General features: G+C 67.5%; 11 protein-coding genes. 4 read left to right on the forward strand and 7 right to left on the reverse strand.

Features of this window, described 5'->3' with window-relative positions:
• Positions 1–13: 13 nt before the first annotated feature.
• From dnaE to secG, 6 genes are all read right to left on the reverse strand, one after another.
• A complete protein-coding gene (gene dnaE / locus ACFOMD_RS14990) occupies positions 14–3,544 on the reverse strand; it encodes a DNA polymerase III subunit alpha (RefSeq protein ID WP_380862802.1) in 3,531 nt (1,176 codons plus the stop codon).
• Positions 3,545–3,629: 85 nt separating this feature from the next.
• Positions 3,630–4,310, reverse strand: coding sequence for an ABC transporter ATP-binding protein (locus ACFOMD_RS14995; protein ID WP_380862804.1), 681 nt, complete (start codon positions 4,308–4,310; stop codon positions 3,630–3,632).
• Positions 4,303–5,550, reverse strand: a complete 1,248-nt coding sequence (locus ACFOMD_RS15000; RefSeq protein WP_380862806.1) for a lipoprotein-releasing ABC transporter permease subunit — start codon at positions 5,548–5,550, stop codon at positions 4,303–4,305. Before ACFOMD_RS15000 ends, ACFOMD_RS14995 begins: the two co-directional genes overlap by 8 nt.
• Positions 5,547–6,836, reverse strand: coding sequence for a proline--tRNA ligase (gene proS, locus ACFOMD_RS15005; protein WP_380862808.1), 1,290 nt, complete (start codon positions 6,834–6,836; stop codon positions 5,547–5,549). The genes ACFOMD_RS15000 and proS overlap by 4 nt, the downstream gene beginning before the upstream one ends.
• Positions 6,837–7,153: 317 nt before the next feature.
• Positions 7,154–8,782, reverse strand: a complete 1,629-nt coding sequence (locus ACFOMD_RS15010) for a CTP synthase (protein ID WP_380862810.1) — start codon at positions 8,780–8,782, stop codon at positions 7,154–7,156.
• Positions 8,783–8,883: 101 nt separating this feature from the next.
• Positions 8,884–9,276, reverse strand: a complete 393-nt coding sequence (gene secG, locus ACFOMD_RS15015) for a preprotein translocase subunit SecG (protein WP_380862812.1) — start codon at positions 9,274–9,276, stop codon at positions 8,884–8,886.
• 152 nt (positions 9,277–9,428) lie between these two features.
• On the opposite strand from secG, the gene ACFOMD_RS15020 reads away from it, so the two are divergent.
• Together ACFOMD_RS15020 and ACFOMD_RS15025 are read left to right on the forward strand one after the other, a co-directional pair.
• Positions 9,429–9,692 carry a BrnT family toxin gene (locus ACFOMD_RS15020; RefSeq protein ID WP_380862814.1) on the forward strand — a complete coding sequence of 88 codons (264 nt, stop codon included), beginning with the start codon at positions 9,429–9,431 and terminating at the stop codon, positions 9,690–9,692.
• A 19-nt stretch (positions 9,693–9,711) separates the two neighbouring features.
• Entirely contained in the window at positions 9,712–9,948 is a 237-nt protein-coding gene (locus tag ACFOMD_RS15025; RefSeq protein WP_380862816.1) for a BrnA antitoxin family protein, read from the forward strand.
• Between the two features lie 15 nt (positions 9,949–9,963).
• Here ACFOMD_RS15025 and tpiA read toward each other — a convergent pair whose 3' ends face one another.
• Complete coding sequence (gene tpiA / locus ACFOMD_RS15030) at positions 9,964–10,710, reverse strand: triose-phosphate isomerase (RefSeq protein ID WP_380862818.1); 747 nt, start codon at positions 10,708–10,710, stop codon at positions 9,964–9,966.
• A 142-nt stretch (positions 10,711–10,852) separates the two neighbouring features.
• Between tpiA and ACFOMD_RS15035 the strand changes: the two genes are divergently transcribed.
• A complete protein-coding gene (locus tag ACFOMD_RS15035; protein ID WP_380862820.1) occupies positions 10,853–12,787 on the forward strand; it encodes a peptidylprolyl isomerase in 1,935 nt (644 codons plus the stop codon).
• Positions 12,787–14,295 (forward strand): anthranilate synthase component I, encoded by a 1,509-nt coding sequence (gene trpE, locus ACFOMD_RS15040; RefSeq protein ID WP_380862822.1) that lies wholly within the window; start codon positions 12,787–12,789, stop codon positions 14,293–14,295. Before ACFOMD_RS15035 ends, trpE begins: the two co-directional genes overlap by 1 nt.
• Positions 14,296–14,310 lie beyond the last annotated feature (15 nt).

The following is a 14,310-nucleotide window of genomic DNA, read 5'->3' on the forward strand; positions in this document are numbered from 1 at the left end:
GGCCGCGCAACCTTCAGGCGAACGCGCGGGGCACGTCCATCGCGCTGAGGGAGGCGCTGCGCACGCTGGCAAGGCGCCCCAGCTCCTCCTGCACGTCGCCGTCGACGGTGAAGCCGCGCCCGAGGCTGAGGTTGGCGAAGCGATGGCCGGCGAGCGGCACGCGTACCTGCACCTCGCTGCGCCCGCCGAGGCGGGTTTCGAGGATGCGCTTGATGTCGTCGAGCGCCGCCGCCGTGGCGATATCGATGGTCAGCCGGCTGCGCTGGCGCTTGGCGGCCTCCGCCAGCGGGGTCATCCCGCGGACGGTGACGCGCGGCTGCTCCTCGCCCGGCCGCCACAGCAGCTCAGCGCTGACCAGCGAGGGTTCGCCCGAGCGCGCCGCCGCCTCGACCGCGGCCTGCGCTTCGTCATCGAAGCAACTCGCCATGTAATTGCCGCTGCTGTCGGTGAGATCGATCAGCAGGTAACGCCCCTGCCGGCTGTTGCCGTTCTGCGGCGTGCGCCAGCGAACGCTCTCCACCATGCCTGCCATCGACGCCGAGGTGCGGCCGCCGCCGATCGGCCCGCCCGCCTCGCAGATTTCGGCGTAGGTGCGCGCGCCGTTCGCGTCGAGCACATGGCGCCACTGGTCGAGCGGGTGCCCTGAGAAGAAGAAGCCGAAGGCGTCCTTTTCCTGCGCCATCGTCTGCGCGAGATTCCAGTCGGCCTGGCGGGGGATGGCGAGGCGCAGAATTTCGTCGGCGGCGTCGGCGCTGCCGCCCCCGCCCTCGGCAGGACCGCCGAACAGGCTCGCCTGCCCGCTCGACTTCGATTCCGCCTGCTCGACAGCGATGCGCAGGATGACGTCGGTGCCGGCGTGCAGTTCGGCGCGGTTCCACGGCTCGAAGCCGTCGAAGGCGCCGGCGGCGACAAGGCATTCGACCTGCCGCTTGTTCAGCAGCTTGGCATCGACGCGCGACACGAAGGCGCCGAGCGTCTCGAACGGCCCGTTCTTCTGCCGCTCGGCGACCAGCTCGGTCATCGCCTTCTCGCCGACGCCCTTCAGCGCGCCGAGCGCATAGCGGACGGCGTAACGGTCGGGGCCGGTGCATTCGACGCTGAAGTCGGCCTCGCCCTTGTTGAGGCAGGGCGGCAGGCAAACGACGCCCGAGCGGCGCATATCGTCCATGAAGATCGCGAGCTTGTCGGTCAGCGCGATGTCATAGGCCATCGAGGCGGCGTAGAATTCGACCGGGTAATGCGCCTTCAGCCAGGCGGTATGATAGGCGACCAGCGCATAGGCGGCCGCGTGCGACTTGTTGAAGCCGTAGCCCGCGAACTTGTCGATCAAATCGAACAGCTCGTTGGCCTTGGTCTCGTTGATGTTGTTCGGCGCACAGCCGGCGACGAAGGTGGCGCGCTGCGCGTCCATCTCCGCCTGGATCTTCTTGCCCATCGCGCGGCGCAGCAGATCGGCCTGCCCGAGCGAATAGCCGGCGAGCACCTGCGCCGCCTGCATCACCTGTTCCTGATAGACGAAGATGCCGTAGGTCTCGGCGAGGATGTCTTTCAGCAGCGCGTGCGGGAATTCGATCTTCTCCCGCCCGTTCTTGCGCGCGCCGAACAACGGGATGTTGTCCATCGGGCCGGGACGGTAGAGCGAGACGAGCGCGATGATGTCGCCGAAGTTGGTCGGGCGGACGGCGGCGAGCGTGCGCCGCATGCCTTCCGATTCCAGCTGGAACACCCCGACGGTGTCGCCCCGCTGCAGCAGCTCATAGACCTTGGGGTCGTCGAGCTTCAGTTCGGCGAGGTCGAGATGAACCGGCTGCGAGCGCTTCGCCAGCAGCTCGAGCGCGCGCTGCAGCACCGACAGGGTCTTAAGGCCGAGGAAGTCGAACTTCACGAGGCCCGCCTTCTCCACCCATTTCATGTCGAACTGGGTGACGCCCATGTCGGAGCGCGGATCGCGGTACATCGGCACGAGCTGCGACAGCGGCCGGTCGCCGATGACGACGCCCGCGGCGTGCGTCGAGCTGTGGCGCGGCAGGCCCTCCAGCCGCTGCGCGAGGTCGAGCAGGCGCCGTACCGCCGGCTCGCCCTTCGCTTCCTGCGCCAGCTCGGGCACGCCGTTCAGCGCGCGTTCGAGCGTCCACGGGTCGGTCGGGTGGTTGGGCACCAGTTTCGCCAGCCGGTCGACCTGGCCGTAGGGCATCTGGAGGACGCGGCCGACGTCCTTCAGCACGGCGCGCGCCTTCATCTTACCGAAGGTGATGATCTGCGCGACCTGCGCCGAGCCGTATTTCTGCTGGACGTAATCGATGACCTCGCCGCGCCGGGTTTCGCAGAAGTCGATGTCGAAATCGGGCATCGACACGCGTTCCGGGTTGAGGAAGCGCTCGAACAGCAGGCCCAGTTGCAGCGGGTCGAGGTCGGTGATGGTCAGCGCCCAGGCGACCACCGAGCCGGCGCCGGAGCCGCGGCCTGGGCCGACCGGAATCCCCTGCCCCTTCGCCCACTGGATGAAGTCGGCGACGATCAGGAAGTAGCCGGCGAACCCCATGTTGTTGATAACGTTGAGCTCGAAATCGATGCGCTCGCGATAGGGTTGCGCCGCCTCGCCGGTGAGGCCCATGCGCTCCAACCGCGCGTCGAGGCCGCGATGGGATTGGTCGATGAGCAGCTGCGCCTCGCCCTCGCGGTCGCCGGCGAGGCTGGGCAGGATCGGCGCGCGGGCGGGCGCCATCACCGAGCAGCGCTGTGCCACCACCAGCGTGTTGGCGATCGCCTCGGGCAGGTCGGCGAACAGCTCGCACATCACCGGCGCGCTCTTCAGCCAGAAGTTGCGGCCCGAGCGGCGGCGCTCCTTCGTCTCCACATAGGCGCCGTCGGCGATGCACAGCATCACGTCATGCGCCTCGTGGAATTCCGGCCCGGCATAGGCGACCGGATTGGTCGCGACGAGCGGAAGATTGCGCTCATAGGCGAGCGCGATCAGCGCCTCCTCCGATTTCTGCTCTACGGACTCGTCGCAGCGCGCGATCTCGATGTAGAGCCGGTCGGGGAACAGTTCTTCGAGGTCGGCGAGATAAGCGAGCGCGGCCGTTCGCTGCTCCTCGGCGAGCAGCCGCGCCAGCGCGCCCTCGGCGCCGGCGGTCAGCGCGATCAGCCCCTCGCTGCGGCCGTGCAACGCACCCAAGGTCAGATGCGGCTCGTCGCTGCCGTCGCCGTCGAGGTGGGCGCGCGACACCAGCTCGATGAGGTTGGCGTACCCCGTCTCGTCCTGCGCCAGCAGCACCAGCCAGTCGAGCGTCGGGCGGCTGTTGCGATCGCCCTTCCCCGGCCGCGCCACGGCGACCAGCGCCCCCATGATCGGCTGCACCCCCTCGCCCTTGGCGTAGTCGGCGAACTCCATCGCCCCGAACATGTTGTTGCGATCAGTGACGGCGACCGCGGGCATCTCGAGCTTGCGGCAGGTCTTGGCGATGTCCTTCGGCTGCATCGCGCCTTCGAGCATCGAATAGGCGGACTGCACGCGGAGATGGACGAATCGCTGGTGAGGCATTCGCCCAATTTCAACTTTTGGTTGATTTTGGCCAAGCGCTGTTTCGCGCTTATCCACAACTCAGTGAGACGATATGAGTGAAAGCTCAGTCCTCGATCTGGCCCTCGTGCAAGGTCACGATCCGGTCCATCTGCTGGGCGAGCGCCTGGTTGTGCGTGGCGACCAGCGCTGCCGAGCCGCGCGAGCGGACGAGGCGGAGGAATTCGGCGAGCACTTTCTGCGCGGTGGCCTCGTCGAGATTGCCGGTCGGCTCGTCGGCGAGCACCAGCACCGGTTCGTTGGCGAGTGCGCGGGCGACCGCGACGCGCTGCTGCTCGCCGCCCGACAGCTGGCTGGGGCGATGGTCGAGCCGCTGGCCCAGGCCCAGATCGGTGAGCAGCGCCGCCGCCTTGTCGCGTGCCTCGGCATTGGTCCGCCCGAGGATGAGCTGCGGCAGGATGACGTTCTCGACCGCGTTGAAGTCGGGCAGCAAATGGTGGAACTGGTAGACGAAGCCGAGCTTTTCGCGGCGGACGCGCGTGCGCTCGCCGGCGTTGTGCTTCTCGACGCGCTCGCCGGCGATGCTGATCTGGCCTTCGAAGCCGCCTTCAAGGAGGCCGACCGCCTGCAGCAAGGTCGACTTGCCCGAGCCCGAGGGGCCGAGCAGCGCAACGATCTCGCCGGGCGCGATCGACAGATCGACGCCGCGCAGCACCTCGATGACGACGCCACCCTGCTTGAAGCTGCGCGTCAGCCCGTCGGTGACGAGGACGGGGGTTTTACTCATAGCGGAGCACCTGCACCGGATCGGTGCTCGCCGCCTTCCACGCCGGGTAGATGGTGGCGAGGAAGGAGAGCAGCAGCGCCATGGTGACAATGCCGACGACCTCGATCGGATCGGTCTTCGCCGGCAGTTCGGTCAAATAGCGCACCGACGGGTCCCAGATCTGCGCGCCGGTCAGCTTGGCGACGCCCATGATGATGTTTTGGCGATATTCGATCAGCGCGAAGCCCAGCACGGTGCCGAGCGCGATGCCGAGGCCGCCGATGATGGTGCCAACCGACATGAAGATGCGCATCATCGCCGCACGGCTGGCGCCCATCGTGCGCAGGATGGCGATGTCCTTGGTTTTGGCGCGCACCATCATGATGAGCGACGACAGGATGTTGAAGGTCGCGACGAGGATGATGATCGATAGCACCCAGAAGGTGACGACGCGGTCGACGACCAGCGCCTCGAACAGCTCGGCGTTCATCTGTTGCCAGGTGACAATGACGCCCTTCGGCGCCACCCGCTGTTCGAGCGGCGCGAGGATCGGCGCGATGCGGTCGGGATCGCTGGTTTCGATCTCGATCATGCCGACGGCGTCGCCGAGGCGCAGGAAGGTCTGCGCCGTCTCCATCGGCATCACCACGAACGCCTTGTCATAATCGAAGATGCCGACCTCGAAGGTGGCGACGATGCGGAAGGCGACGATGCGCGGCGTGGTACCGAACGGCGTGACCTGCCCCTCGGGCGAGATCAGGCTGACGCTGTCGCCAACGGTGGCGCCGAGCGAATCCGCCAGCCGCGAGCCGATGGCGATGTTGTTCTCACCGGGTACGAGGCCGTCGAGCGAGCCGCGTCGCACATTGTCGGCGATCACCGAGGTCTCGCGGATGTCGGCGACGGTCATGCCGCGCAGCAGCACGCCTTCGACACGGTTGCGGTAGGACGCCATCAGCGGCTGCTCGATCAGCGGCGTGGTGCCGGTGACGCCCGGCGTCTTCGCGATCTCGGCGCGCAGCGGCTGCCAGTCGGGCAGCCGGCCGCTGTAGCCCTGCACCACCGCATGGCCGTTCAGGCCGAGGATGCGGTCGAACAGCTCGGCACGGAAGCCGTTCATCACCGACATGACGGCGATCAACGCGGCGACGCCCAAGGCCACGGCGATGAGCGAGATCGACGCGACGAGGAAGATGAACCCCTCCCCCCTGCCCGGCAGCAGGTAGCGCTTGGCGATCATGCGCTCGTAGCGGGAGATCATGCGGTGAGCCGGGCCAGCGCTGACTCGATCGACAATTCCTCACGGTCGCCGCCGCCGCGGCGCTTCAGTTCGACCACGCCGGCCGCGACGCCCTTCGGGCCGATCACGACCTGCCAGGGCACGCCGATGAGGTCCATCGTGGCGAACTTGGCGCCGCCGCGCTCGTCACGATCGTCGTACAGCACCTCGACACCGGCGGCGCTGAGCTTGGCATAGAGATCATCCGCAACCGCCGCGCAGGCGGCATCGTCGACGCGCAGGTTGATGAGGCCGACCTTGAACGGCGCGATGGCGTCGGGCCACACGATGCCGTCCTTGTCGTGGCTCGCCTCGATGACGCCGCCGACGAGGCGCGATACGCCGATGCCGTAGCTGCCCATCTGCGGCACCACGGCCGAGCCCTCCGGCCCCTGCACCGTCATGCCCATCGCCTTGGTATATTTGTTGCCGAAGAAGAAGATATGACCGACCTCGATGCCGCGACGCGAGCGCAGGCGGTCGGCGGGGACCGGGCAATTTTCGACCTTGGCGTGCTCCTCGGCCTCCATCGCGTAGATGCCGGTGAGCTGCTCGACGGCGCCGGCGTCGGTGATGTCGACGTCTTCCAGCGCGGCGTCGTAGAAGATCTCGCTCTCGCCCGTCTCCGCGAGGATGTGGAATTCATGGCTGAGGTTGCCGCCGATCGGCCCGGTCGGCGCGCGCACCGGCACCGCCTTCAGCCCCATGCGCGCGAAGGTACGCAGATAGGCGACGAACATCGCGCGATACGATGCCTGTCCGCCCGCCTCGTCGAGATCGAAGCTGTAGGCGTCCTTCATCAGGAACTCGCGGCCGCGCATCACGCCAAACCGGGGTCGCGTCTCGTCGCGGAACTTCCACTGGATATGATAGAGGGTGCGCGGCAGATCGCGGTAGCTGCGCACGCTGTCGCGGAAGATCGCGGTGATCATTTCCTCGTTGGTCGGGCCGAACAGCATCTCGCGGTCGTGGCGGTCGTTGAACCGCAGCATCTCCGGGCCATAGGCGTCGTAGCGGCCGGATTCGCGCCACAGGTCGGCAGCCTGGATGGTCGGCATCAGCAGCTCGACGGCCCCCGCCTTATCCTGCTCCTCGCGCACCACCGCCTCGATCTTGCGCAGCACGCGCAGGCCGAGCGGCAGCCAGGCATAGATGCCGGCGGAGGTTTGCTTGATCATCCCGGCGCGCAGCATCAGCTGATGGCTGACGATCTGGGCGTCGGTCGGGGTTTCCTTGAGGACGGGGAGAAAATAGCCGGAGAGTTTCATGGCGGCGGTATCTCGCACGCGCGGCGCGACGGTGCAACGGCGCTAAACCGCTGTGACATCACTGCCACAGTTTCGCCGAGATGGCGTCACGAGCGTGAAACGACCTTCGACTCCCACGACAAAATGCCGTTAGCGTCCGGTCAACCGAGTCCAGCCAAGGGGTTCGGGGAGGAACGGTCGTTGAGGGGCGACCGCGGTGAGCGCCCGGATCGAAAGGTCCGGGCCGCTCCTGTTTTGGGGCCTGGCGATCGAGCGGCTAGCGCCCTCACCCACCATCAAAAATGCCGTCAGGATGACGTATCTCTGGCGAGAGGGCTTTAAACCAACCGGCTGTGCTTCATCGCGGCTTCGATGAAGCTCGCGAACAGCGGGTGCGGGTCGAAGGGCTTCGACTTCAGCTCCGGGTGGAACTGCACGCCGATGAACCACGGGTGATCGGGCCGCTCGACGATCTCGGGCAACTCGCCGTCGGGCGACATGCCGGAGAAGGTCAGGCCGCTTTTCTCCAGCGCCTCGCGATAATGGATGTTGACCTCATAGCGATGGCGGTGCCGCTCGCTGATGTCGTTGCCGCCGTAGATCGCCGCGACATGGCTGTTGCCGCCGAGCTTCGCTGGGAAGGCGCCCAAGCGCATCGTACCGCCGAGATCGCCGCCCGCCTCGCGCATCTGGCGCCCGAGCGGCCCATCCCATTCGGTGATCAGGCCGACGACGGGCTCGTCGGTCGGGCCGAATTCGGTGGTCGAGGCCTTTTCGAAGCCGGCGCAGTTCCGCGCCGCCTCGATGCAGGCCATCTGCATGCCGAGGCAGATGCCGAAGAACGGCACCTTTCGCTCGCGGGCGAAGCGCACCGCGGCGATCTTGCCCTCTGACCCGCGCTCGCCGAAACCGCCGGGGACGAGGATACCGTGCATGGGCTCAAGTGCTGCGGCGACATCGTCGCGCTCGAACGCCTCGGCATCGATCCACTTCAGATTGACCTTGATGCGGTTGGCGATGCCGCCATGCACCAGCGCCTCGGACAGCGACTTATACGCGTCCTTCAGGCCGGTATATTTGCCGACGACGCCGATGGTCACCTCGCCCTCGGGGTTGACCAGCCGGTCGACGATATCGTCCCAGCGCCGCAGCACCGGCGGCTTCGCGTCGGTAATGTTGAAGGCGGCGAGTACCTGATCGTCGAGGCCGGCGGCATGATACTGCAGCGGCACCGCGTAGATGCTCTCGGCGTCGAGCGCCGGGATCACCGCTTCCTTCGGCACGTTGCAGAATAGCGCGATCTTGGCGCGGTCGCTGTCGGGCAGCGGATGCTCCGATCGGCAGACCAGCACGTCGGGCTGGATGCCGATACCGCGCAACTCGGCGACCGAATGCTGCGTCGGCTTGGTCTTCAGCTCGCCGGCGGCGGCGATGTAGGGAACGAGCGTGCAGTGGATGAACACCGATCCGCCGCGGCCCTTTTCGTTGTGCAGCTGGCGGATCGCCTCGAGGAACGGCAGGCTCTCGATATCGCCGACAGTGCCGCCGATCTCGCAGATCACGAAGTCGAGCCCGTCGATCTGGTCGCGGGCGAACGCCTTGATGGCGTCGGTGACGTGCGGGATGACCTGCACGGTGGCGCCCAGATAGTCGCCGCGCCGCTCCTTGGTCAGGATGTCGTAGTAGATGCGCCCCGAGGTGACGTTGTCGCTCTGCCGCGACGGCACGCCGGTGAAGCGCTCGTAATGGCCGAGGTCGAGGTCGGTCTCCGCCCCGTCGTCGGTCACATAGACCTCGCCGTGCTGATACGGGCTCATCGTGCCCGGATCGACGTTGAGATAGGGATCGAACTTGCGGATGCGGACCTTGTAGCCACGCGCCTGCAGGAGAGCCGCGAGACTCGCCGCCATCAGGCCCTTGCCCAAGGAGGAGACCACGCCGCCGGTGACAAAAATGAACCGCGCCATGGGAGGAAACCTATAGAATGAGTCGATCCGTTCGCGCCAGCCGCAGCGGCGCGTCCGAAACAAATTTATTGTGGATAGATCGCGCTAACGAGCGATGAAGGCTATTGGGCGATCGGAACGTCGGCGGTCTTCTCAGCAGCCTTCTCGGCGGCCGGCGCGACAGGCACGAGGCCCGTATCGGTCGGATCGGCGAGCGGCGACACCTCGTCGGCAATCTCCGGCGCCGCCGTCGTCGGCGACAGATTCGGGTCGATCTGCCGCACCCGGCTCCCCGAGCTGTGCAGCACCGCGAGGATGATGCTCGTCGCGATGAAAGCAGTGGCGAGCCACGCCGTCGCGCGCGTCAGCAAATTGGCCGCACCCCGCGCCGTCATCATGCCGCTGGGCCCCGCGCCGATACCGAGCGCCCCGCCCTCCGACCGCTGAAGCAGGATCACGCCGACAAGCGCGGCGGCGATGATCGTGTGGATGACGAGAATCAGCGTCGTCAGCATGGGAGAGCAGGCTTTCGTGGCGAGATGTGTTGGGCGAGCATGTAGTCGGTGGGGGCGTTGGGTGCAACCATACACGGCCAGGATCCATCATCGCCGATACCGAGTATCGACCGGCGATTGATCGCGCAGTTAATTGTAACTACAATCTGATAGTGGAAATCGATTTCGATCCAGCGAAAGATGCAGCCAACATCGCCAAGCACGGCATTTCGCTCAAAGCCGCCGAGGGCTTGGATTGGGAAGTCGCCGTCGTCATGGCGGATGACCGCTTTGACTACGGCGAAGTTCGGTTCAGAGCGTTCGGTCGGATCGAAAATGCTGGCTTCTGCTTTGTCTTCACTGAACGAAGCGGACGTCTTCGCGCGATAAGCCTGCGAAGGGCACATGAAAAGGAGCTTCGTCGCTATGGAGCGTGAGCGTATCGACCCCCCTGTCGTGTTCGACGACGACAATCCGGAATGGACGCGGGAAGATTTCGCTCGCGCTACCCCGGTCAACGGCAACCTCGCTGCTGCGCTTTCCGCAATCCGAAAAGCGCGTGGCGCGCAGAAGGCGCCGACAAAGAAGCAGGTTTCGCTTCGCCTCGATCAGGATGTGCTCGATCGCTTCAAGGCGACGGGGCCAGGCTGGCAGCGCAGAATGAATGAGGTGCTTCGCAAAGCGCAGCTGTGACGAAGCGGTTCGCTTTCAGACCGCCTGCGCAATCGGCAGGAACTGCTCCGCCGTCAGGCTGGCACCACCCACCAACGCGCCATCGACATCAGCCACCGCCAGCAGCTCGGCGGCGTTCGACGCCTTGACCGAGCCGCCGTAGAGAATGCGAACGCCCTCCCCTTCGGCGCCGAGCTGATCGCGCAGGCGAGTGCGGATGTGGGCGTGCATTTCGGCGACATCGGCGGTGCTCGGCGTGCGGCCAGTGCCGATCGCCCAGACGGGTTCGTAGGCGACGACGAGGTTCGCGGCGGTGCTACCGGCGGGCAGCGAGCCGGCGAGCTGGGTGCCGACCACGTCGAGCGCGCGCCCGGCGTCACGCTCGGCCTCGGTCTCGCCGACGCAGACGATGGCGATCAGCCCCTCGCCGATCACCGCGGCGGCCTTGGCGTTGACCTCGGCGTCGGTTTCCTTCTGGTCGGTGCGGCGCTCGCTGTGGCCGACGATGACGTGGGTGGCGCCGGCGTCCTTCAGCATCGCCGCCGAGACGCAGCCGGTATGGGCGCCCGACGCCTTGGGGTGCGCGTCCTGCGCGCCGACGGCGACGCGGCTGCGCTCGGCGCGGTCGGCGAAGCGGTCGATGAGCGTGAAGGGCGGGCAGATCAGCAGTTCGACGCGCGACGGCAGCTCCTTTGCACCGGCGATGATCTTGTCCAGCTCGGCGGTGCTCGCCGCGAGGCCGTTCATCTTCCAATTGCCGGCGATCAGCTTGGTGCGCGTCATTTCGTCCCCATCGCGAAGGTTAAGGTCGCGGCGGCTGTAGCAAAGCGCCCGCGCGCACGCTACCGCCTCGCTTGCGGGATGGAGCGCCCCTCCCTATGCTCCGCCGCCATCGTTTCAGCCCGCTATTTCGAACGGGAATTCCATGCTGACTTTCTTCCGCAAGGCGCTGTCCTCCTGGATCGTGCTCGCGCTGCTCGGCCTGTTGCTGGTCGCCTTCGTCATCACCGGCATCGGCGATCCCTTCGGTGGCGGCGGCGCGCCGTCGGCCGGCAGCCTCGTTCGCGTCGGCGACAAGAACATCGGCGAGCCGGAGTTCCGCCAGCGCTTCGACCAGCTTCTCCAGCGCGCCCGCCAGTCGAACCCGACGGTGACCGCGGTGCAGGCCGCGCAGCAGGGCGCCGTCGAGCAGCTGATCGACCAGATGGAGGGCCTCGAGGCGCTGAGCCAGTTCGCGGCCAAGGAAGGCCTGACCTATTCGGAGGCCGCCATCGACCGCGAGATCGCCGGCATCCCCGCCTTCCAGATCGCCGGCCGCTTCGACCAGGCGACCTATGAGCAGGCACTCGCCGCGCAGCGCATGACCGATCGCGAGCTGCGCGACGGCCTGCGCAGCGACGCGACCCGCCGCCAGCTGCTCGTGCCGATCACCTTCGGCGCCACCGCGCCGCTGGCACTCGGCGAACCCTATGCCTCGCTGCTGCTCGAGCGCCGCACCGGCGCCGTCGCCACCGTGCCGGCCGAGCGGATGACCAGCGTCGGCGCGCCGACCGACGCGCAGATCAACGCCTTCTACAGGGCCAACATCGCGCAGTTCACGCTGCCCGAGCGCCGCGCCTTCCGCTTCGCGCTGATCAGCCGCGCCGACGCCGTCGCCCGCGTCTCGATCCCGGAAGCCGACATCCAGAAATATTATGACGAGCGCAAAGCCATCTATGGCGGCGTCGAGCAGCGCGAGCTGAGCCAGGTCGTCGTGCAGGATCAGGCCGTCGCGCAGCGCATCGCGCAACGCGCCAAGGCCGGCGAGGCCTTCGCCACCGTCGCGCAGCAGCTCGGCGGCTATTCGGCGAGCGACATCGCGCTGGGCGTGCTTAACGAGGAGAAGCTGACCGAGGCGACCAACGCCAAGATCGCGGCGGCAGCGTTCGATACCGCCTCGGGTGGTGTCATCGGCCCGGTGAAGTCCGACTTCGGCTGGCATGTGCTGCGCGTCGATTCGATCGTGCCGGGCGTGTCGCGCTCGCTGGCGCAGGTCCGCGACGAGATCGTCACCACGCTGCGCACCGAGCGCGCCGACGACATGCTGTCCGATCAGGTCGCCGCCATCGAGGACGCGCTGGCCGACGGCCAGAGCTTCGCCGACGTCACCGCCGAATATAAGCTGAAGACGGTCGCCGTGCCGCCCGCGACGCGCGAGGGGCAGACCACCGATAACAGCGGCTTCAGCCTGCCGCCGCAGGCCGCGCCGCTGGTTGCGCAGGCGTTCGAACATAATGCCGGCGACGAGCCGACGGTGCAGGAACTCGACAAGGAGACCTTCGCCGTCCTCGAGGTCACCGACGTGACCGCGCCGACGCCGGTGCCGCTGGCGCAGGTCAAGCAGGCGGTCGCCGCGCAGTGGCTGATCGATGCCCGCATGAAGGCCGCCAAGGCGATGGCCGATGCGATCATCGCCGAGGTGAAGGCGGGCACGACGCTCGCCGCCGCGCTGTCGAAGCGCAGCCTGCCGCCGGCGGCGCCGTTCGACGGCCAGCGCGTGCAGATCTCGCAGGGCGGACAGGTGCCGCCGCCGCTGGCGCTGCTGTTCACCCAGCCCAAGGGTTCGGTGCGACCGCTAGCCGGCCCCGGCGGCCTCGGCTATTTCATCGTCGCCACCGACACGGTGACGCCGGGCGACCCGAGCACGATGCCGCAGGTCCTGCAGGCGACACAGGCCGAGATGCAGCGCAACGTCGGCGAGGAACTGCTCAACCAGTTCGCGCACGCCGTCGAGAAGCAGATCGGGGTCAGCCGCAACGACACGGCGATCAAGGCGATGAAGGCGCGCTACCTGGGCCAGGCCCCCGCGACGGACGAATAATGATCGCGCCCGACGCCGCAGCCTTCGCCGCGGCGTATGCGGCCGGCCGCCCGCAAGTCGTGTGGACGCGCATCGTCGCCGATACCGAGACGCCGGTGTCGGCGATGCTCAAGCTCGGCCTCGACGGCCGCGGCGGCTTCCTGCTCGAATCGGTTGAGGGCGGCGCGGTGCGCGGCCGCTATTCGCTGCTCGGCCTCGCGCCCGATCTGGTGTGGCGGGCGAATGGCCATGCCTGCGAGGCCAATCCGCGCTTTCAGGACGATCCCGACGCCTTCGAGCCGTGCGGGGGCGCAACGCTCGAGGAATTGCGCAAGCTGGTCGCCTCGATTCGCATGGAGCTGCCGGAGGCGCTGCCCTCGGCGCTGTCGCTGCTCGTCGGTTACATGGGCTATGAGACGGCGGCGCTGGTCGAGAAGCTGCCGGCGCCGAAGGCCGACCCGCTGGGTGTGCCCGACATGCTGTTCATGCGGCCGACCCTGCTGCTGGTGTTCGACCGGCTGAAGGACGAGCTGTTCATCGTCGCCCCCGCCTTCCCCGACGGCACGACCGATGCCGACACCGCCTATGCGGAGGCGCGTGAGCGGATCGAGACGGCGGCGGCGAAGCTGACGCGCCCGGTCCCCGCCGAGCGCGCCATCGCCGAAGCGATCGACGTGACGCCGAAAGCCCAGACCAGCCCGACGGCCTATGCGTCGATGGTCGACCGCGCCAAGGAATATATCCTCGCCGGCGACATCTTTCAGGTGGTGCTGGCGCAGCGCTTTGCGGTCGACTTCCCGCTGCCGCCGTTCGACCTCTACCGAGCGCTGCGGCGGATCAACCCCTCGCCCTTCCTCTATTTCCTCGACCTGCCGGGCTTCGCGCTCACCGGATCGAGCCCGGAAATCCTCGTCCGCGTCCGCGATGGCGAGGTGACGATCCGGCCGATCGCTGGCACCCGGCCGCGCGGCGCCACCGGTGCCGAGGACGCCGCCAACCGCGACAGCCTGCTCGCCGATCCCAAGGAGCTGTCGGAGCATCTGATGCTGCTCGACCTCGGGCGCAACGATATCGGGCGCGTAGCGAAGCCCGGCACGGTTGCCGTCACCGAGCGCAACATGGTCGAATTCTACAGCCATGTGATGCACATCGTCTCGAACGTCCGCGCCGACCTGTCCGACGACAAGGACACGATCGACGCGCTGCTGGCGGGCTTCCCGGCGGGCACCGTCTCGGGCGCGCCGAAGGTGCGGGCAATGGAGATCATTCACGAGCTCGAAGCTGAGAAGCGCGGCGCCTACGCCGGCGGCGTCGGCTATTTCGCGGCCGACGGTTCGATGGACAGCTGCATCGTCTTGAGGACCGCGGTGGTCAAGGACGGCACCATGCACGTCCAGGCCGGCGCCGGCATCGTCGCCGACAGCGAGGCGGCCTATGAGCAGCGCGAATGCGAAGCCAAGGCCGGCGCATTGATGGCCGCCGCCCTCGAGGCCATCCGCATGGCGAGCGAGCCGCGGTTCGGGCAGTAGGCGCCCCGCATCGGT

The sequence above is a fragment of the Sphingoaurantiacus capsulatus genome, assembly GCF_042648405.1.
GTDB lineage: Bacteria > Pseudomonadota > Alphaproteobacteria > Sphingomonadales > Sphingomonadaceae > Sphingoaurantiacus > Sphingoaurantiacus capsulatus.

What these genes read in the sequence shown, in the direction of transcription:
- trpE (WP_380862822.1), top strand. Translation starts at nt 12,787, where the DNA reads ATGATCGCGCCCGACGCCGCAGCCTTCGCCGCGGCGTATGCGGCCGGC.
- dnaE (WP_380862802.1), bottom strand. Translation starts at nt 3,544, where the DNA reads ATGCCTCACCAGCGATTCGTCCATCTCCGCGTGCAGTCCGCCTATTCG.
- ACFOMD_RS15000 (WP_380862806.1), bottom strand. Translation starts at nt 5,550, where the DNA reads ATGATCTCCCGCTACGAGCGCATGATCGCCAAGCGCTACCTGCTGCCG.
- ACFOMD_RS14995 (WP_380862804.1), bottom strand. Translation starts at nt 4,310, where the DNA reads ATGAGTAAAACCCCCGTCCTCGTCACCGACGGGCTGACGCGCAGCTTC.
- tpiA (WP_380862818.1), bottom strand. Translation starts at nt 10,710, where the DNA reads ATGACGCGCACCAAGCTGATCGCCGGCAATTGGAAGATGAACGGCCTC.
- proS (WP_380862808.1), bottom strand. Translation starts at nt 6,836, where the DNA reads ATGAAACTCTCCGGCTATTTTCTCCCCGTCCTCAAGGAAACCCCGACC.
- ACFOMD_RS15010 (WP_380862810.1), bottom strand. Translation starts at nt 8,782, where the DNA reads ATGGCGCGGTTCATTTTTGTCACCGGCGGCGTGGTCTCCTCCTTGGGC.
- ACFOMD_RS15035 (WP_380862820.1), top strand. Translation starts at nt 10,853, where the DNA reads ATGCTGACTTTCTTCCGCAAGGCGCTGTCCTCCTGGATCGTGCTCGCG.
- secG (WP_380862812.1), bottom strand. Translation starts at nt 9,276, where the DNA reads ATGCTGACGACGCTGATTCTCGTCATCCACACGATCATCGCCGCCGCG.